The following is a 22,504-nucleotide window of genomic DNA, read 5'->3' as shown; positions in this document are numbered from 1 at the left end:
TCAGACCGTGCCCGGCGCTGACGGCGCCACGAAGAGGAAGCTTTTCTCCTCGACCCGTTTTTTGATTCGCCACTGCCCGTCGACGCGGACGAATGTGTCCAGGTACCACAACCCGCACAGCATCATGCTCGGCGGACCGTCGCCACCGGGCACCATCATCGGGTTGTGGCACAGCGTGCGCCCGGTGGCCGTGTCACCGTCGACGGCGATGGACGAGTTGCCGATCAGATGTTGGAACGCCAGGAAATTCGGTAGTACCGCCGCGAGGAACTTCTTCGTGGATTTCAGATCGCCCGCCGAGCCGCCCATGGCCGAGTAGTCGATGTGCGCGTCCGGCGTGAACACCTCGTCCAGCAGGTCCCACTGCTGGGTATCGACCGCGTGCGAATAACGCACCATCAGATCCTCGATCTCCAACCGATCCGAAATCTCCTGCAACGACAGCATGCGCGCCTCCGAGTAATGCCGGTACCTCACTAGATGCCACCAGGATTCGAGGCCGAGGGCAAGGGGTCGGCGCGGCGCGGTCTGCAGAGACCGCGTTATGTCCTGCGCGGCAGAATGTTCAGCACGAGAGCAAGTCCCGCCATGATGCTTCCGCAGGCCACGAGAGTTGGAAACGCGGACTGTGTAATCGCGGCGATGCCGATCGAAAAGGCAAGGCACGTGGACAAAGCAAGCGCTCCGGTTCCCGGTTCCATACCGGCGATCCGGGCTGGTCGGCGATCCGTCATAACCCTGTGATACCCATAGTCGGCCGTTATGAAACCGTGACTGCGGGCGGATGCGGTTCCGTCATGGATCGAGTCGAAACCATGTGTCGGAGTCGGGCCCGGCCGTCGTCGCGCTGACCCCTTCGGCGACCCAGTCAACGGAAGGCGTCGGCGCGCAGGAATCGCCGGACGTGGCGGCTGTTGTCGCCCGGGGACGTGCACCTCGGCGCGGGAAGCGTACGGTACGTACGTACGGTTTGGGTGAATGTAACTCGTGGAGTGGCCGATGTGGGATCCGGAGAAGTACCTCGCCTTCGACGATCACCGCTCCCGCCCGTTCTTCGATCTGGTGAACAGGGTTGTCGCGGCCGCACCCCGCTGCGTCGTCGACCTCGGCTGTGGACCCGGGCATCTCACCGCGGCGCTCGCCGAGCGCTGGCCCGCTGCGAGGATTCGGGGCCTCGACTCGTCGCCCGACATGGTCGTCGCGGCACGGACTCGCGGTATCGACGTGACGCTCGGCGAGGTGCGGGACTGGCGACCGAGCGCGGACACCGACGTCGTGGTGTGTAACGCTGTCCTGCAGTGGGTGCCCGACCATCCGACACTGCTGTCGCAGTGGCTGCGGCAACTGCCCGCCGGGGCATGGCTGGCCATTCAGGTCCCAGGCAACTTCGACGCGCCCTCGCACCGTGCGATTCGGGAACTCGCCGCCCGCGACGAATGGCGTGACCAGCTGAGCCCCGCGGGGCTGCTGCCGCCGCGAGCGGTCCTGGATCCCGCTGGATACGCCGAGGCGCTCGCCACTGCGGGCGGAACTGTCGATGCCTGGGAGACGACGTACCTTCAGCGCCTGACCGGCGAAAACCCGGTTCTCGACTGGGTGGCCGGTACGGCCCTGCGTCCTGTTCGTAGCACCCTCGACGACGCGGGGTGGCGCGAATTCACCGTCCAGCTCTCGTCACTGTTGCGTTCCGCCTATCCGCGCCGCGCCGATGGCACCACGTGGCTACCGTTTAGGCGGATCTTCGCCGTCGCCCAGAAGTAGCGGTGACCGACCATCTCGCCCGCCGCCGAGTGCACCTGCCGGACAATCGCTCACATCCCGGCACTACCCAACATCGACCGTCTGACACCGATTCGGCGCCCTCGCGTCGATTGCCGAGAAAATCGAGTAGCTGCCGCGGGGGTTGACGGATTCTGCGGCGACCACGATACTTCGATCGTCAGAGCGATTGCGTATTAATTGTCCAGCGGAATACGCGGAGGACAGATCAGCCATGATCCATACTGCAGTCGAGGCATTGTTGATGGCTCAAGTGAGCAATCCTGTCCCTGAGGCCCCGCCCAATTCCGACAAGATCCTGATGCTCGTCCGATACTTCACCTGGTTAGTGATGCTGTCGGGAGTCATGGGAATCACCTACGCGGGCGGCAGATTCGCCTGGGAGAAATGGAACGGTGGGTCACTCGCATCGGCGAAAATGGTCGCGGGCGGTATGGCCGGCGGTACCATCGCCACCAGCGCCGGAACGATCATGAACGCGCTGATCGGCTGACCACGCCGCACCGGGATCGGTGAAGTCGCAATAACGGCTCCTCCGATAGCGGAGGTACGCGCGCGGCCGCGGCGCGGGCGGCTTGACTACTCGGTGACCTCCACTTCGACCAACTGGCTTGGCGTGAACGACTTCTCGCGCCGGTTGGACTCGATCCCGAATACCGCGACCACAAGATCGCCGCGCGACTGGACCACGCCGGCCTGTGTGAGCGTGCCGTACCCGACAATGGATTCGCCGATATGGTCGGCGAGTTCCGCTGCGGGAATTCGAATAGTTTTGCTCACCGGAGACCTCCCATCGGGAGTTGAATTGGCCATCGGGAGTTGAGTTGGCGATTCCCCCGAAGTAGATCCTATCCGGGAAAACGGTCGCGGTCTGCTCCTGGCGCTGGCGAATCGACCCGATACCACCGTAATTCCGCGAAACTCCGCCGTCCGAGCAGGAATCTCTGTGCGATAACGATTGAGACTTGGTGCTCGCGATCGACTCGGAACCGGGGATGAGGCCGTTTCGACGGTCAGGCTATGACCGCCGGAGAGCGGCCGATGTGGAGTTGCCGACAGTTCTGGCGGCCGCCGGTGATCGCGCTCCAGTCCGCTCATCGGCGATGCCGCACCGTCTTGATCTACCCAGGGCGCCGCTACTGCCGTAGCGCACTCCCCGGCGCATGCCGACACCGCGTGCCGCCCCGCTGTCGAGGTCACTTTTGCTGGTCCTGCCATACCAGCCCTTCCACGAGGTAGCGACAGGCGCGAGTGCCGTCGGCGAGCGGTCTCCGTCACACCAGGTACGCCCTCGATACTTGCGGCGTAGAACCCTATTACGACACCAACGGTGCCGTAATCGACGACGGAAACTCCGGCGTTACCAGTACCGTCACTGCACCTTGTCAGCGCGGCCGGCGACTTCTCGACACGCCTTCGGCGGCTGCCTGGCAACCATGACCGAGTCCGCTGCTGTATTCCCAAGTTGCTGCTCCGGTCGTGAGTGCTTCGGCGATCTTTTCCTGAGAGTGCGTGTGATTGCGGAAGTCGGCAGCGTCGCAGTCCAGCGCGTGAGCGAGGGCAGCGAGTGTGGCGTTGGCATCCGCGATGCTGTGCTCAGGCCGATCTCGGCACGCGCGCAGCAGGTTTCGGCGGATGGCCTGATCCGACGCTCCGCGCCCAGCGCAGTGCGTTACCTTCCCAATAATGGGGAAGCCGCGGTTGTCAACTGACTTACCGTTGACCGCAATCATCGGATTGTGGCCCCGGATCACCAGGGGGACGAGCGCCTGATCCGCAACTGATCACTACCTTTGGACAGGCGATGACCAGACTCGTACACTTTGTGGGCAGTTTGCCGCGGCCGTTGATGACAAGCGACAACGACGTGCTGGAGTGGTTCGTTCAACGTGCCGCTGGACATCGTTTGACTGGTGTCCCTTGTGACATCGACCCGGACTGGGTCGTCCAGTATCTCCGAGATCGCGAGCAGCACCTCGACGTATTCGAGGTGGCACGGGTCGGTGACTTCGCAGACTACTCAGACATGCGCAGCTACGGCATCCGCGACGGGCGCGCACTCGGGCCGCGCCACGTGTCGATGAACCGCGTCGAACGAATCACCGAGGCAGTCACCGCGTTCCGCGCCGTACAGCAGCGACATCCCGAGCTCGCGGACACGAGATTGCAGATCAGTCAACCGAATCCGCTGGACATGGCGTTGTTCGTCTTCGCGGGCGCCGCGGTCGCCGATGGGCTGCCGCTGGGGCGCGCGCTACGGCACGCGGGCACGGTCATCCCGGCATTGCGCAATCTGCCGGTTTTCGTCGAAGCCGTGCTCGCCGAAATGGCCGAATTGGTTGCGGAATTCGGCGACACGCTCACCTGGCAGGTGGAGTCGCCGATCGCCCAGCTGGCGGTGGTGAAGGCGACGCAACTGGGCGCGCAGGCGCCGGTCGGACGGTTGGTGGCGCGCCAGCTGGCGGGATTCCTCGCTCGTGCGCACGAGATCGGCGCGCAGACCGTTCTACATCTGTGTTACGGCGACTACCAGCACAAAGAACTGCTTGCTCCGCGTACCATCGCGCCTGCTGTGAATCTGTTGAATGCCACCGCGCGAATACTGCGTAGCCAGGGAGTTCCGCTGCCGCCTGCGCATATCCCCTGCGCGTACGGATCCCACCCCGCGCCGCTCGACCCGGTGTTCTACCGGTCGCTTCGCGGCCTGGATGAGCAGTGGCGAGTGATCGCCGGTGTCGTGTCGCCGGCCGACGTCACAGCCAGTATCCAGAGTCTGTCGCTGTTCGAGCAGGCATCCGGCCGCACCGCGTACGGTGTTGCGACCGCATGCGGCCTCGGACGAAGCACGGTCGAGGCTGCGGAACAGGCCGCCGCGGCCACTGTCGCGACCGCGGCGGGCGAACCCGTCGCTCGAGCGAAAACGTGAATCGAGCTACCGCGCAACGCTTCCAGCGACGGATCGGTATTTTCACGGAGGCCGACTCGAGCCCGCTTCGGAGGGGCCGCTCGGCCGATGACCTCAGATGCAGAAGACGACGCTGCCCAGGGGTATGCAAATCGCGACTGATCCCTGGACCGGAGTGGCTGAGGCCGTCGCTGGCGCTGTAGACGGAGACGTATCGGCCGATGCGGCGGGAGCTGCGACTGCGCCGAGGGCCAACGCCGTGGCCGTCGCGGCGGCGATTTTTACGATTCTGGTGGACATATTGCATCCTTCGGTTGGGCGGAATTGTTGACATCGCTAACCCACAATTGTCAGTGTTCACCCTCGTGACGGCGAATTCCAGTCAAGGAAATGTCAACTTCCGTCGCGTGAGGTAACGGCGTGATCACCGCTGCTACAATAGCCGGCGCTCAGCGTGCACGGTCGAAGAAGTCCGTCCGGGCGCGTTGCGTGCCTGCGGTCGATCCCTGATCCGTATTTCCGCGAGGGCGTCGCTGAGCGTACGGGCGCACCACACAGGGGAAACGTCGGTCCATGCACAGTCATTCGACGCGAATTATCGAGACGTTATCGCCGAAACCGACAGTTGCGTTGAACTTGTCCGGCGTGAGCCTTCAGCTGAATCGGGCCCGTGGTGGGAGGTGACGCCGGAGAAACGCCCGGAAACCGCGACATGCGATCGTTATCGCGGATGCAGCGTGACCGGCAGCGACGACGGTGAAAGAACAAAGTCTCGATTGGATGCCCGCACAACATAATTCGGGTCGGGAATCGGCCGCCATCGCGACAGCAGCGCCGCGGCCGCCAGCGCGATCTCGAGCATTGCGAAGTGGTCGCCCAGACAGCGTCGGCGGCCGACACCGAAAGAGAGACCGGCTCTTTTGTCGTTCGCACCGACGTGCTCGGCGGACCAGCGAGCAGGGTTGAACGCCTCCGGATTCGGAAAATAGCGTCTGTCGTGCTGGACCATATAGGGGCTGAACATGATTGCCGTGCCGTTCGGAATGGTCAGCCCGCATACTGTGATATCGCCGTCGGCGGTGGCGGCGCTGATCCAAGGCCCCCACATTCTGAGCGTCTCCGCCACAACGTGTTTGAGATAAGGAAGCGCACCGAGATGATCGGCCGTAATAGGGCCCGAACCGATGACGGCGTCGAGTTCGTCGTAGAGCTGTTCGGCTACGTGGGGGTGGCGCATGACTTCATGCCACAGCCATCCCGTCAGCGACGCCATCGACCCCACCCCGCCGGCCAGCATCAGGATCGTCTCGTCGATGATGTGCTCATCGGACAGCGTTGCTCCGGTCTCGCTGTCGATGTGACGGATGAGCGCGGAGACCACGTCGTTGAAATCTTCGTCACGTCGACGATATTCGGACACGACCTTCCCGATCGTGGCACGCAGGCGGTGGGCTTTCGTGCGCCAGCGCCGGTTCGCGAGTACCCGAAGACGACGAAGCTGTGGCGGCAACGCGGTCCGCAGAATCACTTGACTGAGCAGCCACGGCACACTTTCCCGGATTTCCCGACGTACGTCGTCGCTGAAGTCCGCCGTGAACAGCGTCGACGACACCGTGTCGAGCACCAGAGCGTGCGCCTCGTCCATCAAATTCACGCGCTTGCCCGACGGGAGCCCCGCAGACCAGGTATTCGCGATATCGGCCGCTGTCTTCGTGTACTCGGCGAGGCGGCTCTGTCGCAATGCGGGCGCGATCATCCTCCGCCGCAACCGGTGCTCTTCCCCGCGCAAGACATTGACCGCTCCACCGGCTATGTCCTCGATCGCCTCGTGGAGGTCGTCACGATTGAATCCGGCGTCGCTCAGGCCGACCTCGCGAACCAGATCCGGAGTGGTGAGAACGTATCCGGTTTTCCGTCCGAAGAATATCCGTACTATCGGCCCGAGTTCGGGCAGGGATGTTACGAACCCGGGGGCGTTGCGCAGCGCCATGAGACTATGCCCCACCAGTGGTAGTCGGCCGGGCGCGGTGGGAACTTCCGAGAGATCGTGCGGCATTACCGGTTCCGTGGCGCGCATCAGTGCTTCGTTTGTCTGCCGGTATGTTTCCATGACCGCTCCGGTGTGGCGTGACTGGAGCACCGAGTGGCTCCATTCGGCCAGAATATTCCGCATGGTGGCGAGTGCGGCGCGGTCGCCGGCGAGCTCGGCGATTGTTGCGGCAATCCCATGCGCTGAGGGCTCTGCGGTGCGAACGCCGCCACCGGGCGGCACCGACTCGTCGAGGTCGGGATCGCAATAGATGATCGGCAGTCCCACCGCCACCGCCTCGAGCAGCACCATTCCCTGCGTGTCGAAGCCGTAGGAAGGAAACAGCAGCGCATCGCAATCGGACATTGCTTCGAGGCATTCCGCCTGTGTCACTCTGCCATGCAATCGGATTCGGCCGCCGAGGTCGTGCTCGGCGATGGCGGCCGCCGCGGCGTCGCGCAAATCGCCGTCGCCGAAGATTTCGAGTGAGCAGTTGTCCACCTGTCGTACTGCGTCTATGGATTCGAGCAGACGCTTCTCGGTCGACAACCGTCCACACCAGACCAGTCGCAAGTGCTCGCTGGGTCGCCGATCGGAGATCGTGCCTCCGCTGTGGCTTTCGAGCAGTTCGTCGTCGATGCCGTTCGACACGACCCGAATCGGCCGGGTCAGCCCGTGTTCGGCCATCAATTCGGCGAAATGGCGAGTCGGTGTGATCACCTGGTCGGCGGCTTGCGCCTGACCGACGATCGTCCACCATGCGTGCCGCGCGGCGCGGCTTTCGAAACAGCGTGGCATGTAGTGGCGGTGCGGCACGAACCGGCCGTGCACCACGCGCAGGGCCAGCGCTACCAGATATGGTGCGGGCGAGGTGTATTCGATGAAGGCGTCATCACGGCTCTGCGCGGTATGCACCAGCGGAAGTCGGTGCCGCCGTGCTGCTTTCATTCCGGCGATCGCGACGCCGTAGGTGGTGTGCGTGTGCACGATGTCGATCGGGCCGCGTGCGGCGAAGGCGGCGTCGATCATCTCGTCGATCCGCTTGGTAGGCAGTACAACTGCGAGACCGTTCACCTGCAGAGCGGGAGTGGAGCGGAGTTCGACCGCCGAGGTCGTCGTGGTCGCACCGGGTAGCGGCGCGACGAAGAGTGTGACCTGGTGACCGGCACGCTCCAGTCCCCGACACAGTGAACGCACCGCGGTCTGGACACCACCGAGCGTCGTCGGGTGGTAATCCATGAACATCGCGATGTGCACAACTGTTTACTGTACCGATGCACGATGTCTACTGAGCCCGCATCGCAGTCGGCCGCGTGCCGCGGAGAGCACAGTGTGAACGGGTATGACAACAGCACGAAAGAAGCGTTGTGAGAATTGCGATTCCGCTCACCGGAACCCGGGGAGACGTCCAGCCGGTGGTGGCGCTGGGGCTGGAACTACGGCGGCGAGGTCATGACGTACTACTCGGCGCGCCGCCCAACTTGATCGACTTCGTGACCGGTACCGGGCTCGCCGCCCGCGCGTGTGGTCCCGATGTCCAGCGGCTCTACAGTTCGGAGCCAGGGCAGAAGGCGCTGGCCTCGGGAAATTCCTTGCGCCTCATGCAACTCGTCGCACGGCAGATGGCCGGGTACGCCGCCCAGATGAACCGCGAAGTCATCGATGTTTGCACAGGAGCCGACCTGATCGTCGCCAGCACGGTAACCGAAGACCGGGCGTGTTCTGTGGCCGAGGCAATGGGCGTTCCCTTGGTCAGCCTGCACTACTTTCCGTGCCGGAGCAACGGCGCCTATCCGTTTCCCGGTGCGCTGCCGTCGCATTGGCGCCCGCCGGCACCGATCAATCGCGCGACCTGGATGCTCGGTGAGAATCTGCGCCGCGTCGTGTTCATGCGTTATATCAACGACCTGCGGGCAGAACTGGGGCTGCCGAAGTCGCGGGCGGGTACGGCCGCGGTGCTGGCTCGTCGGAACGTCCCGGAAGTGCAGATTTACGATCCTGCGCTCGTTCCGGGGTTGCCTCGGCAGTGGGGCGAGCGCAGACCTTTCACCGGGTTTCTCACGCTCGATCGTGCCACCCGAGCAGCCGTCGGCGACCTCGCGGGCGACCATGCCGACATTCTGTCCTGGGTAGACGGCGGGGATCCTCCGGTATTCTTCGGCTTCGGCAGCATGCCGATCCGGGATGCTGCCGCCGTGCTGGCCATGGTCTCCAGGGTGTCTGCTCGGCTCGGTGTGCGGGCGCTGGTGAGCGCGGGATGGAGCGATCTGGACGTCGCGGGCGCGCACGTCGGCGCCCACGTGAAGGTTGTCGGTCCGTTCGCGCATGACCTGGTCTTTCCGCATTGTGCCGCCGCGGTCCATCATGGCGGTGTCGGCACGTTGTTCGAAAGCTTGCGTGCCGGACTGCCGACGTTGGTGTGCTCCGTCTCGTTCGAGCAGCCCATGTGGGGCGGGCAGGTCGAACGGCTCGGGGTGGGTGCGCACATCAGATTCACGCAGCTCACGGCAGACCGCCTCGAGCAAGGCGTGGCGTCGATACTCGCGCGGGAACGCAGGATCCGCGCAGGGGATTTCGCGAGAACCCTGAACACCGACGACGCTGGTGCCCGCACGGCTGACATCGTCGAGGCCAGTGCCCGATGACGCCGCATATCGTCTCCGACACGATCGTCATGTTCCGGCGCTGCGCCCGGCACACTGTGCGCAGTCGGGATACCCTGATCATCTCGCTGCTCATGCCGGTTTTGGTCATGATGCTGTTCACCTACGTCTTCGGCGGGGCGATCGACGTCGGCGGACCGTATCTGGACTACGTTGTGCCGGGCATAATGCTGCTCTGTACCGGATTCGGATCATCGATCACGGCAACCAGTGTGTCGACCGATATGACGAAGGGCAGCATCGATCGTTTCCGCACGCTGCCGATGTACGACCAAGTTCTCCTGGCCGGACATGTCGCTGAAGGCGTCGTCCGGAATGTCGCCGCCATCGGCATCGCGGTCGCCGCGGCGATCGTTCTCGGCTACCGCCCGCAGGCAGGCATTGTCGGCTGGCTGTCGGCATCGGCGGTGATCACACTGTTCATTGTGGCGGTCTCGTGGATCGCCGTCGCACTGGGACTGGCGGCCAAGAATCCGGAGGCGGCTGGTGGGCTCACCTACGCGATCATGTTCACGCCGTATATCAGCAGCGCGTTCGTACAGACCGCCACCATGCCGGGATGGCTGCGCGGTTTCGCCGAACATCAGCCGGCAACGCCCGTCGTGGAAACGGTGCGTGGGCTGCTCAACGCCACCGGCGCCGGATCCTACGCCGCGCTTGCCGTGTTCTGGTGCGTTGTGCTTGCGACGATCGGTTTCGGGTGTGCGAGTTGGCTATTCAGCCGAGTTTCGGGCCGATAAGCATAATCCCGGTGCATCCCGGTCACCGAGACTGAGGTCGAGGGCGCCGCGCCGAGCGTACTGGTTGTAGCGAGGCGACCGAGCAGTGTCGCGGTGTGTCACACCGTTGTCGCCGCGATCGGCGACACAGCGACATCGCTTCAAGAGGATCGGGCGGTCACGCGGCTCGCGGTATGGGTCGGCAAAAGCGTGGCGCGGGCGCTCGCCGGCTCGACGCTCGGGTGGGTGACCGAAATCCGGTACGAGCACTTCGGGCGAGTGTGGTCGTCGCGATCGTAAACTTGCCGGGCGTGTTCGTCGCGTCGGGGGTCGAGGGGGTAGAAAGGTCGGGGCGTCATGGAAGAACTCCACGATGCCACCGTGCAGCGTCGCGCGGTCACCCAATTACACCTGTCGAACGAAGAGAGCGGTTCATGGCGTCTTCTACAGCGCGTGCACAGATCGGGGTTACCGGCCTGGCGGTGATGGGTAGCAACATTGCCCGAAACTTCGCCAAGCATGGCTATACCGTGGCCCTGCACAACCGCAGCATCGCGAAGACCGATGCACTCCTGCAGGCGCACGGCGACGACGGTGACTTCGTGCGGACCGAGACCATCGAGGAGTTCGTAGCGGCGCTCGAGAAGCCGCGCCGAGTGCTGATCATGGTCAAGGCGGGCGCAGCGACAGATGCCGTCATCGAGGAACTAGCCGCCGCGATGGAGCCGGGCGACATCATCATCGACGGCGGTAACGCCCTCTACACCGACACCATTCGGCGGGAAGCCGCCATGCGCGACCGCGGACTGAATTTCGTCGGTGCCGGCATCTCCGGCGGCGAGGAGGGCGCGCTGAACGGCCCCGCGATCATGCCGGGCGGCCCGAAAGAGTCCTACGACTCACTCGGACCGCTGCTGGAATCCATCGCGGCGCAGGTCGACGGCACGCCATGCTGCACGCATATCGGCCCGGACGGATCCGGGCACTTCGTGAAGATGGTCCACAACGGTATCGAATACGCCGATATGCAGCTCATCGGCGAGGCCTACCACCTGTTCCGCGACGCGCTCGGCTTCGAGGCGAAGCAGATCGCCGAAGTGTTCACCCAGTGGAACTCCGGCGACTTGGAAAGCTACCTCGTCGAGATCACCGCCGAGGTCCTCGACCAGGTCGACGCGAAAACCGGCCGCCCGCTCGTCGATGTCATCGTCGACGCGGCCGAGCAGAAGGGCACCGGCCGCTGGACCGTGAAGTCCGCGCTAGATCTCGGTGTTCCAGTGACCGGGATCGCCGAAGCCGTCTTCGCGCGCGCGTTGTCCGGGTCCCGCCAGCAGCGCAAAGCGGCCGTGGGTCTCGCTTCGGGCACGCTCGCGGAGAAGCCCACCGATATTGCTCAGTTCACCGAAGACATCAGGCAGGCCCTCTACGCGTCGAAAGTCGTCGCCTACGCACAGGGTTTCGACCAGATCGCGGCGGGCAGTGTCGAGTACAACTGGGATCTGCATCCTGGCGACCTGGCAACGATCTGGCGCGGCGGTTGCATCATCCGGGCTCGGTTCTTGAACCGGATCAAAGAGGCCTACGACGAGAACCCGGCACTCCCGAGTTTGATCCTCGCGCCGTACTTCCGTGACGCGATCGAAACAGCTATCGACAGTTGGCGCCGTGTCGTATCCACGGCCACCCTGCTCGGAATCCCGGTGCCGGCATTCGCATCCTCGCTCTCGTACTACGACGCCCTGCGCGCCGAGCGGCTCCCGGCGGCGCTCACGCAGGCGCAGCGCGACTTTTTCGGTGCACATACCTACGAACGCGTCGACGCCGACGGCAAATACCACACCCTCTGGAGCGGCGACCGCAGTGAAACTTCTGCGGACTGATGTCATGCCGGCGTAGCTGCGGGGATCGAGAACTGGCTGCCGATTCGCGTGCTCTCAGGCCCCGAGCCTTCTCTCCTGTATTGTTTGAGATTATTTGAGTTTCATATGATGTGAGGGGATTGGGGTGTGAGCTCCGAGTCGGAAGTGAGCGAGGCGCGCCGGCGTAGGCGATTGACTACCGCCGTCAAGGGTGCGCTACGGGATCTACGCGTCCAGTTGTCCCTGCTCAACTATCGAGTCGGCGATCAGATCGATCTCAAGGACGTGGATCTGGACTGCTTGGACATCATCACCCAGCATGGTTCGCTGAGCCCCAGTGGGCTCGCCCGGGTGACGGGATTGCATCCCGCCACCATGACCGGCATCCTGGACCGCCTCGAGCGGGGAGGCTGGGTACTTCGGGAGCGTGCTTCGAAAGATCGGCGTGCGGTAACCGTTCGTGCGCTGCGCGAACGCAACGCGGAGTTGTTTCGGCACTACGCAGGCATGAATGTGTTGATGGACGAGATCTGCGGCAGCTACAGCGACGCCGAACTCGAACTGATCGCCGACTTCCTGCACCGGACCAGCGCAGCAGGGCGAGACGCCACCAATCAATTTGCCGCGGATTGAGTCGGGCATAGCCCGTCCGCCGCGGGTGCAAGTGCTGCGGAGTGGGCTGGTCGCGCGTGCGCTGTCATGAGCGCCTGCCCTTCGGTGCGGGTGAAGTCCTCTATCTGGACGAACCACTGCCCGGTCGTCGGCCCTCGGTCGGGGCTGTCGATGGACTCACGCCCCCATGGTCTGGATGGTGACGCAGGCTGCGGGGCGTGGGCCGGTGCGAAGGGGATCGGCTATGGCACGTGACGCGAGTTCGCCGCGGAGAGCCGTATGGGCATTCGAAACGAGGGTCGACCGGCGATGCGGGCGTCGATCCTCCGCCGACCGGACAGATTCTGCAGGCCGTTCGACCTTGGAACCGACGGCGGCCGCGCTGAAGTTGCCCATGTCACGAGTTGCGTAGTGCACTGTTCCCATCGAATGTCGTATGGTATTCGTATTATATGAACAGTGTATTTTCCGGTTGGAAGGCGCGCCTGGACGGCATGCCGAGCGTCAGCGTGCCTGTCATGCCGGGGTAGAGGAAGGCACGGTCCGAACTGGAGTCGTCTGACGGTCGGGCGCGAGAAGCCGTCTTGTCCATGCGCACGGGTGCCGCACGCCGCGGGCACTCGAAGGGCCCGAAACCAGCGAGCTGGCAGACCGCCGACATCGTCGGCCAGTGGAATCGAGAATCCCAATGAGCGTCCCTTACGTCGTCGTCGCACTCATCACGATCGCGGTCAACGCGTTTTCCGGAGTTGCCGCGATAACCCGGTTCGCACCGATCATGCGGACGCTGCGGCCCGCACTCGCCAGTGCCGGTGTGCCGGAATCCTGGCTGATCTTCCCGATCGGCACGCTCAAAACAGCTGGGGCACTCGGTCTTGCGCTCGGACTCCTCGGCGTACCGCTGGTCGGCACCGCGGCCGCGATCGGGTTGGTCTTGTTCTTCGTCTGTGCGGCGTACACCCACATCCGCGTGGCTGACTATTCACCACAGTTCTGCTTGGGAACCGGGTTCTTCCTTCCGCTCGCCATTGCGACGCTGGTGTTGGGTGTGGCCGACTAGACGTACGAACGCCACGGGCTTCCGGGAGGGCTGATGCCCCGGTCAGGGCCGCCTTGGGGGCACTGAACCGCCACCTGTTCCATCACGCGTTCGGCGATCGTGCCGGCCGACATTGCATTCGAGACCATCCAGAACGACACCCCCAGACAAAGCAGTCCCCGGTAGTCTCCATCGAAACCATGAGCTCCAGTCGTCGCTGACAACTCCGGTATTCGATTGGCTTGCCGGGGGCCTGGCCGGATCCTGGATAAGTTCATCACTTCCGACGGACGTCTCCGTCTTCAGTGTGGCTCTCTCCGGTATTCCGGTGTAACAATCAGTTTCCTCCGGATCGGCCCCTAGTTCAATACCTGCGCCGCCATCAATAGGGGATGATTTCCGCGAGATGAGCGGGTCGACCATTATCCGAGCACGCTCGGAAACCAGCGGTCGATGGCGAAGCCCCCGAGCCTCGAGGCGGTACAGCGTTCGGCAGGATGCGTTGCGGCGCCGCACGAAGGTCGGACGACGCAGTGCGCTGCTGTGGTGGGTATTGTCTACCGCGCCCGGCGTGCGCGTATCTTCATTAACCCGATCTCGGCGTGTACCGTGTCAAGCGGATCATGCAATTGGGATAGGGGCCATACCCCCGCGAGCAGTGTTCACCCGTTTGTCAGGCCGTCGGATCAGCCGGTTGGAGATCCTATGGTGCTCGTTCATACGCCCGTGTCGACGCGTAGCGGCGTTCCCTCGGCACTCGTCGAGATGTCCATCTTTGTGCTCGTGTCACCTGTGCTGCACGTTGTCGGACTTGATCGGAGTGCGGCGTCGCAAATGGCGGTCCACCTGCACGAACCGATGGAGGACGGCAGGCGCTGGTTCGCAGTGCACTGTCACCGGCTTCGCTCGCTCGAGCGTCGCCCGGTCTGCGCGGCAGGCGAGCATCCGGCCGGCCGGGACATCGGATCCGTCACTACGGAGACCTTATGAGTTCACCGAACCGATTCGACGAAATGCAAAGTCGCGTGGCAGATATAGCTCCGGTGTTACGCAGGCCGCTCGACTCGCCGTACGAGATATCCAACGAATTGTTCGACGTACTCCGGCACGTCTTGCATGACGTCGGCGGGCAGCCGGATGTACCGATCGTGTATCAGGAGAAGACCGAAGAACCGTGGGAGATGAACACCTACGTCACGTGTGAATGCCTCGGTTGGCGTGGCGCGTGGAATTCCGAGGAACGCCGACGCGCCGAGAACGACCTCGGCGCGACGCTGTACTTCGGCCTGCCCTACTACGCGCGCTGGGCGACCGTCGCCGCGAAGGTTTTGATCAACAAGGGTTTGATCACCCCGGACGAATTGTCCGCAAAGGTGGACGAGGTGCGCGCACGATTGGAGGCGGGGAGGTGACCAGGAAGTATGAAATCGGCGATCACGTCAGGGTTCGAAACGCGACATCGATGTTCCATACTCGTACCCAGGCATACACCCGCGGGCAAACCGGTGTCGTCGTGGAGCACCGACCCGAGTGGGTGATTCCGGAGGATGAGGCTTGGGGACGTGAAGACGGTCGCTTCGAGCCTTTCTATGTAGTGCGGTTCCGCCAGAAGGACCTTTGGCCCAACTACACCGGCTTCGACGTCGACACCCTGGAGACGGAGGTCTCCGAGCGCTGGCTCGAGCCCGCAGAGGAGGATGGCAAGTGAGTCGAACCCACGATCATGGGGAACACGCACCGATCCAGACGAGTGAACAGATCAGCGAGTTCGAGGTCCTGGAGACCGCGGTTCGCGAACTTGCCATCGAAAAAGGCCTGTTTTCGCAGGAAGACCACCGACGATTCGCCGAGTGGGCTGAATCGGTCGGTCCGCACGGCGGCTCGAAACTGGTCGCGAAGGCGTGGATGGACCCGGATTTCAAGGCGCGCCTGCTCGCCGACGGCACCGAGACATGTAAGGAAATCGGCATCGACTGGCGTGATCCGACCGGATCCGGTACGCCAAGCGACTACACCTTTTTCTATGTGCTGGAGAACACGCCCACGGTGCACAACGTGATCGTGTGCACGCTGTGTTCGTGCTACCCGCGGCCGGTCCTCGGCATGTCTCCGGACTGGTACCGCACCCCCAACTACCGTCGCCGGCTCGTCCGGTGGCCCAGGGAGGTCCTCGCCGAGTTCGGTTTGCATTTCCCCCCCGAGGTCGAGGTGCGGGTACACGATTCGAACCAGAAGTCCCGGTTCATGGTGATGCCGATGCGCCCCGAAGGCACCGAGGGGTGGACCGAAGATCAACTCGCGGCCATCGTCACCCGAGACACCATGATCGGCGTCGCGCTGCCACAGGTGGACTGGACCGCCCAAGCATCGCCGGACCAGGTCCAGGCAGCCTCGGGCACAGGGGGGCAACGGTGAAAAGCACTCCGTACGAAGTCCTTCTACGCACACTCGACCCCGACTCGACGCGGGAGAGCACGTTGCCAGAACTCGACCGCAAGCCAGACCCGTGGGAGTCGAGCATGCAGGCGACCTGTGAATGCCTGTCCTGGCGAGGCGCGTTGGACAATCTGGAACGCCGCCATGCCGAGGACGCGCTGGGGGAGACCGTCTATCACGATTTTCCGGTACGGACCCGATCGGTCGTCGTGACGGCTCATACGCTGATGGATCGCGGAGTGATCACACCGGAGGAGTTGCGCGTGCGAATGGACGTGGTTCGGGCGCGGTTCAACCGCGAGTAGTTGTGCGGTGCGGACCGTTCAGAATCCGATGCACTTCGGCCGCAAACGCGGTGTCCGGCTTCGGTGAACGCGTCCAGTGGTGTCGCAACATCCAGGCTGACTCCGGCGTCCGCGTCCGGTGCGGCCTGCGCCGAGCCGCGGCTGCCGCCGGGGCGCCCATGACCGAAGCCTCGGCATTGCCCGCGCTCGACCACTATGTCCGGAACCAACCCCAGCACCTGGAAAAGGTACCGCGGCCCCGAAATTCGGGCGGATTCGCACTGGCGAAAATCATACCGGCGGTTTCCTTGGCCGACCTCAATAAACTTCGAGTCGGGTTTATATGAACCGAAGCTGCCCCGCATCGAGTATTGGGCCTGGCGATTCGAGTTTCCGGTTCGGATGACGAAATGTTCTTTTTGCCGCAATATTGCTATGGCTATCTTGATTCTTGGACATGAATGCCGGTGAGTGATCACGAGCGGACGCGTTCGCGCAAACGTTCGAAGAATGCGGTCGATTTGCCGTACCTATCCGCTGTAGGACGGGCTGGCGTTCGAGTCGCTCCGGACGTGACGGCTGCGCCGGGCCTGGGTGGCGCGCGCCGAATTTGCCTCGATGCCATGACTTTTGGCAACAACTCACCGTCTCTACCTGCCGAAGTCGGCTCCGGCTGTCGCGGCCGCTGTTCTGGAAACCGGGCCGAAACGCCCGCGTTCATGCACGGCTGCAGGGTTGGACGCGGATAGACTGACCCGCAATGCTGTCAGATAGCTGATCGCGCATGACCGTCGGTCGAATCGGCCGTACGTTCAAAAGTTCTGCATTTCAGATCTTGAGGTGTTGGGAATCCGACAGCGGAGGTGGAGAGTAGCTGCACCAGTTGTGTCGACGCTGGGGTTCGAATATTTATTACGCGGGGACACATGCTATAAATCATCGGCGCGTTCGGGAGCAGGGGTGCGTGCCGCTTCGGCGTGGACAAAGTGCATTTAAAGCCAAAAATCGGATACGGGCTGGGTGGCTTGATTTCGCCGTGCCTCAGTGCCTCCGAGTCTGAGTGAGGGGTCATAGGATGAATCTGAAGTCAGCCGGAACTGCCGAGGGCGATCTGGGTCTGATTCCGCTCTCGACAGCGCAATACGGCATGTGGTTCGCGGACAACATGCCCGGTGGACCGGCTGTCAACATCGCACAGTATGTCGAGATCGAGGGCTCGTTGGACATCGACGCGTTCAGCCGGGCGGTGAACAGCGCCGCACTGGAGACCGAGTCCTTGGTGGTGCGGGTCGTCGAGTCCGACGGTCGTCCATATCAATTCGTCGACCGCAGCATCATCTACGACGAGGCTGTGCTGGATCTCGGTGACGAGGACGATCCGTTCGCGGCGGCGATGGAATGGATGCGCCGCGACTACAACACCAAGGCCGTCGATCTCAGCCGCGACCGGCTCACCGCGATGCGACTCATCCGGCTCGCCGAAGACCGGTATCTCTGGTACGGGCGTGCCCATCATCTCGTGATCGACGGGTACGGCGCATTCAACGTGGTGACCCGGATCGCCGAGCACTACAACGCCCTCGTCGAGGGCCGGGCGCCCACGCGGTTGGTGGCGGCCAGGTTGCGCGACATCGTCGAGACGGAGCGCGCGTATCGCACGAGTCCCCGTTTCGAGACCGACAAAGCGTACTGGCTCGACAAGGTCGCTGATCTTCCGACACCGGCGAGTCTGTCCGGCCGGACCGCGCGGTGGAGCAAAGTCGATCGCGTAGCCGGCCAACAGCTTCCGTCGCAGTTGTCCGACACGCTCGATCGCTTCGCCGACGAACTGGAGGCGTCCCCCGCGCAGGTGGTGATCGCCGCGTTCGCCGCGTTCCTCGGTCGGATGACACGAACCGACGACGTGGTGTTGTCGATGCCAGTGAGCGGTCGGGTGACGATGCGTCTGCGCAATGCCGCGGCGATGTTGGCGAACATGGTGCCGATTCGACTCGCTGTGGATCCGACGACCACCGTGGAACAGTTGGTTCGCGCATCGGTGTCCGAACTCATCTCGGCGATGCGGCACCAGCTGTACCGGTTCGAAGACCTGCGCCGCGAATCGAATGCGCTGGACGCGGCAGCGAACTCGTTCGGTCCGATCGTCAACATCCTGTTCTTCGACTCCGAGATTCGGCTCGGGTCAGCCGTCGGCCGATACCGCGCACTGACCTCGGGGGCACTCGACGATCTGCAGCTGAACCTGTACCGCTCCGGAGCCGATGCGCCGCTGCTCATCGAACTGCACGGCAACGCAAACCTGTACGGCCAGGATGAACTCGAATCGCACGCCCAACTGTTCATCGATTTTCTGCGTCGTCTGATGGAATCCCCCCTGGACACTCCAGTCGCCGACATCCAGCTCGTCCGCCCGGCCGATGAGTCACGCATCATCGGGGAACTCGCCGGCCACGACGGCGAGTTGCCCTCCGCGACACTGGTGGATCTGCTGACTCGACAGGCTGTCGCCACTCCGTCCGCGGTGGCAGTCACGTCGGGCGAGACCGAACTCACCTACCGCGAGTTGGACGAGCGGTCCAACCGGTTCGCCCGTCAGCTCATCGCTCGCGGCGCCGGACCGGAATCACTGGTGGCTATCGCGATGCCCCGGGATGCCGATCTGCTCGTTGTAGTACTTGCCGTGCTCAAGTCAGGCGCCGGATATCTGCCGTTGGACGTGGCTCATCCGGCCGATCGGCTCGAATACGTCCTGAATGATGCCGATCCGATCGTTGTCGTGACGAATCAGAGCCTGCGCGAGCACGTGCCGGGCGATCCCGTGCGTGTGGTGCTGTTCGATGACAGCCCGGATACCTCCGAGTATGGGTCGGATCCGATCACCGATGCGGATCGGACCGGTCCACTGTGCTCCGACCACCTCGCGTATGTCATCTACACCTCCGGATCGACCGGTCGCCCGAAGGGCGTGTCGATCAGCCATCGTGCCGTCGCCACTTATTTGGTGAACGCGTGTGCCGAGATCGGAATCCGGGCCGAAGACGTCTGGACATTCTTCCACTCGTTCGCGTTCGATTACTCGGTATGGGAGATATTCGGTGCGCTGGTCTCCGGTGGCCGTGTCGTCGTTGTCGATAGCGCCACCACACGTTCGCCCGATGATGTCGTCCGCCTCGCGGTGCGCGAGAAGGTGACGATCTTCAACCAGACGCCGTCGGCGTTTCACCAGTTCGCAGCCGCGCAACAGCGGTATGCGCAGGCAGGTGCGCCGCATGGGGAGCTTTTCCTCCGGCTGGTCATTCTCTCGGGAGAAGCTCTCAACCCGGCGTCGTTGGCGGACTGGTATGAACACAACCCGACGCTGCCCGTGCTGGCCAATAGCTACGGGATCACCGAAACCACCGTCTTCGTCACCTATATCGGCCTGACGTCAAAAATCGCCGTGCCGGGTGCACCGAGCACGATCGGCCCGGCGCTGCCGGGTTTGCGCACGTATGTCCTGGATGGACGGTTGCGTCCGGTCCCGCTGGGCGCGTGGGGCGAGATCTATGTCGCGGGCGCCCAACTCGCCCGCGGCTACCTCAATCGACCAGCGTTGAGCGCAGGACGCTTCGTCGCCAGCCCGTTCGGCAAGCCGGGCGAGCGCCTCTATCGCAGCGGCGATGTCGCACGATGGAATCACAAGGGCGAGTTGGAATACCGCGGCCGAGCCGACCAGCAGGTGCAGCTGCGCGGGTTCCGGATCGAGTTGGACGAAATCCGTGATGCGCTGTTGACGCATGGCACTGTCTCGGCGGCGGCCGTTGTCGTGCATCTTCCCGGCACCGAGGCGGCCCGACTGGTCGGATATGTCGTGCCGGCCGGTGATACGGTCTGTGCGGCCGACTCCCTGCGCGCGCACCTCGGCACCCGTCTGCCGGAGTACATGGTCCCGGCGAGCATTGTCGTGTTGCCCGCGTTGCCACTGACCGTCAACGGCAAACTCGACCTTCGTGCACTGCCCGAGCCGGTGTTCGATTCGGCCGCGGCGTATGTCGCGCCGCGTACGGTGGTCGAGGAATCTATCGCCGACGTCTTCGCCGAGGTCTTGGGTATAGAGCGGGTAGGCGTGTTGGACAGCTTCTTCGAGCTGGGTGGCAATTCGCTGACCGCGACCAGTGCCGCTGTGCGTATCGCCGAGGTGACCCGATGCGGCGTGTCGGTCCGGGATCTGTTCGGCAAACCGACTGTCGCCGAACTCGCGGCGCATATCGAAGGTGAGCACCGGCCGGGCCGGCCTGCCCTGCGGGCGACGGCGCGGGCTCTGCCCATCCCGTTGTCACCAGCGCAGAATAGGATGTGGCTGGTCAATCGGACCGACCCGGCCTCCGCGGCGTACAACATCCCCCTGGTGGTGCAGCTGACCGGACGGCTCAATACGGCCGCACTGCGCGCGGCCCTGACCGACGTGATCGATCGGCACGAGTCCCTGCGCACCGTCTACCCTGCCGTGGATGGTGAAGGAGCGCAGGTCATTCTGCCGGCCGAGCAGGTAGTCGCGGATCTCGACCTGACCCCGAAGGCAACCGATCCCGATGACATCGCGAGCCGGATTCGCGAGCTGGCCTCGATCGGGACCGACGTGCGCGAACGTGCGCCGATCCAGGCCGCGCTGCTGGCGACCGCCGGTCGTCGACGCCACGTGCTGGTCGTTGTGCTGCACCATATCTGCTGCGACGGATCGTCTCTTCGACCACTCGCGGCCGACGTAGCGGCCGCTTACGCGGCGAGGTCAGAGGGAAAGCGGCCGGACTGGCAGCCATTGAAGGTGCAGTATGCCGACTACAGCATCTGGCATCGCAGCCTGCTCGGCGAGGAGAGCGACCCGGAGTCCCTTGCGGCGCAGCAGTTGCGTTATTGGGCAGCGCAATTGGCGGGGATGCCGCCGGTACTGGAGCTTCCCCTCGACCGTCCGCGCCCGGCGCGGCAGTCCATGCGCGGAGACGTCGCGGACTCGGTGATCACGGCCGAGACCTTCGCCGGAATCGAACAACTCGCCCGTGCGGCGCACGTCACGACCTTCATGGTCGTCCACGCCGCGCTGGCGGTTCTGCTGGCCCGCCTGTCGAGTTCGTCGGACATCACCATCGGTACGCCGGTGGCGGGACGGGGCGAGCGAGCTCTCGAACCACTCATCGGCATGTTCGTCAACACTGTGCCACTGCGCACCGAGGTGCGTTTCGACGAATCGTTCACCGCATTCCTCGGTCGAGTGAAAGACATCGACGCGGATGCCTTCGCCTACAGCGATCTGCCGTATGAGCGAGTCGTGGAGGAAATCGATCCGAAACGGTCTCTGGCATATGCACCGTTGTGCCAGGTCTACCTTGCTTTCGAGAACATGGACCGGGCGAGCTTGGAGCTGCCCGAGTTGACCGTGGAGATTCTGGATCCGGGGCCGGAACCGGCGAAGGTGGACATCATCGTCACCGTCGCGGAAAACGCCGCCGCAGACGGCGACGTCGCACTGCGGATCAACTACGCGACGGATCTCTTCGACCGCGAGACCGTGGAGGAATTCGCTGCCCGGTTGAATCGGATTCTCGAGGCGTTCGTGTTGCGTCCGGAGATGCCGGTGGGTGGCGTTGATTTGTTGTCCGTTGACGAGCGGTTGGGGTTGGTGCCTGCTTCGGGTGGTGTTGCCGAGACTCCGCGGGTGTTGGCGGAGGTGTTGTCGGTGGGGGATCCGGCGGCGGTCGCGGTGGTGTCGGGTGAGCGTGAAGTGTCTTATGCGGAGTTGGATGTGTGGTCGAATCGTGTCGCTCGGGAGTTGATCGAGTGGGGTGTGGGCCCGGGTGATCAGGTCGCGTTGGCGATGGGGCGGTCGGTGGAGTTCGTGGTGGGTGTATGGGCGGTGGCGAAGACGGGTGCCGCGTTTGTTCCGATTGATCCGCGGAATCCGGCTGATCGTGTTGCGCGGATGGTCGCGGATTCAGGTGTGCGGGTGGGGGTGACGGTGGAGGCGTCACGGAACCTGCTTCCAGGCGGGGTTCGGGTGTTGGTACTGGATGATCCGGATGCGGAGGTGTCGATCGCGTCGCGGTCGGGGGCTGCTGTGTCGGATGTGGATCGTGTGCGTGGTTGTTGTGTGTGGGATACGGCGTATGTGTTGTATACGTCGGGGTCGACGGGGACGCCGAAGG

The 22,504-nt window shown here is 63.8% G+C and carries 16 protein-coding genes; 13 read left to right on the top strand and 3 right to left on the bottom strand.

Annotated features, from left to right (window positions below):
* Complete coding sequence (locus AB0B25_RS20270; protein WP_357181584.1) at window positions 1–447, bottom strand: nuclear transport factor 2 family protein; 447 nt, start codon at window positions 445–447, stop codon at window positions 1–3.
* 552 nt (window positions 448–999) lie between these two features.
* Here AB0B25_RS20270 and AB0B25_RS20265 point away from each other — a divergent pair.
* Entirely contained in the window at window positions 1,000–1,761 is a 762-nt protein-coding gene (locus AB0B25_RS20265) for a trans-aconitate 2-methyltransferase (protein WP_357181581.1), read from the top strand.
* A 232-nt stretch (window positions 1,762–1,993) separates the two neighbouring features.
* On the top strand, window positions 1,994–2,272 hold the full coding sequence (locus tag AB0B25_RS20260; protein WP_357181578.1) for a hypothetical protein: 279 nt from the start codon (window positions 1,994–1,996) through the stop codon (window positions 2,270–2,272).
* Between the two features lie 86 nt (window positions 2,273–2,358).
* Here AB0B25_RS20260 and AB0B25_RS20255 read toward each other — a convergent pair whose 3' ends face one another.
* The gene (locus AB0B25_RS20255) at window positions 2,359–2,559 is read right to left on the bottom strand and encodes a hypothetical protein (RefSeq protein WP_357181575.1); all 201 of its coding nucleotides are present in this window, start codon (window positions 2,557–2,559) and stop codon (window positions 2,359–2,361) included.
* Window positions 2,560–3,583: 1,024 nt separating this feature from the next.
* Between AB0B25_RS20255 and AB0B25_RS20250 the strand changes: the two genes are divergently transcribed.
* The gene (locus AB0B25_RS20250) at window positions 3,584–4,705 is read left to right on the top strand and encodes a hypothetical protein (protein ID WP_357181573.1); all 1,122 of its coding nucleotides are present in this window, start codon (window positions 3,584–3,586) and stop codon (window positions 4,703–4,705) included.
* A gap of 700 nt (window positions 4,706–5,405) precedes the next feature.
* Here AB0B25_RS20250 and AB0B25_RS20245 read toward each other — a convergent pair.
* Window positions 5,406–7,970, bottom strand: a complete 2,565-nt coding sequence (locus AB0B25_RS20245) for a cytochrome P450 (protein WP_357181570.1) — start codon at window positions 7,968–7,970, stop codon at window positions 5,406–5,408.
* 110 nt (window positions 7,971–8,080) lie between these two features.
* Here AB0B25_RS20245 and AB0B25_RS20240 point away from each other — a divergent pair, with 110 nt between their 5' ends.
* The 10 genes from AB0B25_RS20240 to AB0B25_RS20195 form a co-directional block, all read left to right on the top strand.
* Window positions 8,081–9,358 carry a glycosyltransferase gene (locus AB0B25_RS20240; RefSeq protein ID WP_357181567.1) on the top strand — a complete coding sequence of 426 codons (1,278 nt, stop codon included), beginning with the start codon at window positions 8,081–8,083 and terminating at the stop codon, window positions 9,356–9,358.
* Window positions 9,355–10,116 carry an ABC transporter permease gene (locus tag AB0B25_RS20235; protein ID WP_357181564.1) on the top strand — a complete coding sequence of 254 codons (762 nt, stop codon included), beginning with the start codon at window positions 9,355–9,357 and terminating at the stop codon, window positions 10,114–10,116. Before AB0B25_RS20240 ends, AB0B25_RS20235 begins: the two co-directional genes overlap by 4 nt.
* A 413-nt stretch (window positions 10,117–10,529) precedes the next feature.
* Complete coding sequence (gndA, locus tag AB0B25_RS20230) at window positions 10,530–11,975, top strand: NADP-dependent phosphogluconate dehydrogenase (protein ID WP_357181561.1); 1,446 nt, start codon at window positions 10,530–10,532, stop codon at window positions 11,973–11,975.
* Window positions 11,976–12,101: 126 nt separating this feature from the next.
* The gene (locus AB0B25_RS20225; RefSeq protein ID WP_357181558.1) at window positions 12,102–12,587 is read left to right on the top strand and encodes a MarR family transcriptional regulator; all 486 of its coding nucleotides are present in this window, start codon (window positions 12,102–12,104) and stop codon (window positions 12,585–12,587) included.
* A 667-nt stretch (window positions 12,588–13,254) separates the two neighbouring features.
* A complete protein-coding gene (locus AB0B25_RS20220) occupies window positions 13,255–13,626 on the top strand; it encodes a DoxX family protein (protein WP_357181555.1) in 372 nt (123 codons plus the stop codon).
* 965 nt (window positions 13,627–14,591) lie between these two features.
* Window positions 14,592–15,017 (top strand): hypothetical protein, encoded by a 426-nt coding sequence (locus tag AB0B25_RS20215; RefSeq protein ID WP_357181553.1) that lies wholly within the window; start codon window positions 14,592–14,594, stop codon window positions 15,015–15,017.
* A gap of 50 nt (window positions 15,018–15,067) precedes the next feature.
* On the top strand, window positions 15,068–15,313 hold the full coding sequence (locus AB0B25_RS20210; RefSeq protein WP_357181838.1) for an SH3-like domain-containing protein: 246 nt from the start codon (window positions 15,068–15,070) through the stop codon (window positions 15,311–15,313).
* Window positions 15,310–16,020 (top strand): thiocyanate hydrolase subunit gamma, encoded by a 711-nt coding sequence (gene scnC, locus AB0B25_RS20205; protein WP_357181550.1) that lies wholly within the window; start codon window positions 15,310–15,312, stop codon window positions 16,018–16,020. The genes AB0B25_RS20210 and scnC overlap by 4 nt, the downstream gene beginning before the upstream one ends.
* Window positions 16,017–16,346 carry a ScnB gene (locus AB0B25_RS20200; protein ID WP_357181547.1) on the top strand — a complete coding sequence of 110 codons (330 nt, stop codon included), beginning with the start codon at window positions 16,017–16,019 and terminating at the stop codon, window positions 16,344–16,346. Before scnC ends, AB0B25_RS20200 begins: the two co-directional genes overlap by 4 nt.
* Window positions 16,347–17,400: 1,054 nt before the next feature.
* Window positions 17,401–22,504, top strand: a 5,104-nt coding sequence (locus AB0B25_RS20195) for an amino acid adenylation domain-containing protein (protein ID WP_357181544.1), incomplete at its 3' end; no start/stop codon positions are given.

Source organism: Nocardia sp. NPDC049190 (genome assembly GCF_040648115.1).
Taxonomy (GTDB): domain Bacteria; phylum Actinomycetota; class Actinomycetes; order Mycobacteriales; family Mycobacteriaceae; genus Nocardia.
This window is presented reverse-complemented; position numbering and strand designations above follow the sequence as displayed.

What these genes read in the sequence shown, in the direction of transcription:
- gndA (WP_357181561.1), top strand. Translation starts at nt 10,530, where the DNA reads ATGGCGTCTTCTACAGCGCGTGCACAGATCGGGGTTACCGGCCTGGCG.
- AB0B25_RS20260 (WP_357181578.1), top strand. Translation starts at nt 1,994, where the DNA reads ATGATCCATACTGCAGTCGAGGCATTGTTGATGGCTCAAGTGAGCAAT.
- AB0B25_RS20270 (WP_357181584.1), bottom strand. Translation starts at nt 447, where the DNA reads ATGCTGTCGTTGCAGGAGATTTCGGATCGGTTGGAGATCGAGGATCTG.
- AB0B25_RS20250 (WP_357181573.1), top strand. Translation starts at nt 3,584, where the DNA reads ATGACCAGACTCGTACACTTTGTGGGCAGTTTGCCGCGGCCGTTGATG.
- AB0B25_RS20215 (WP_357181553.1), top strand. Translation starts at nt 14,592, where the DNA reads ATGAGTTCACCGAACCGATTCGACGAAATGCAAAGTCGCGTGGCAGAT.
- AB0B25_RS20235 (WP_357181564.1), top strand. Translation starts at nt 9,355, where the DNA reads ATGACGCCGCATATCGTCTCCGACACGATCGTCATGTTCCGGCGCTGC.
- AB0B25_RS20220 (WP_357181555.1), top strand. Translation starts at nt 13,255, where the DNA reads ATGAGCGTCCCTTACGTCGTCGTCGCACTCATCACGATCGCGGTCAAC.
- AB0B25_RS20265 (WP_357181581.1), top strand. Translation starts at nt 1,000, where the DNA reads ATGTGGGATCCGGAGAAGTACCTCGCCTTCGACGATCACCGCTCCCGC.
- AB0B25_RS20210 (WP_357181838.1), top strand. Translation starts at nt 15,068, where the DNA reads ATGTTCCATACTCGTACCCAGGCATACACCCGCGGGCAAACCGGTGTC.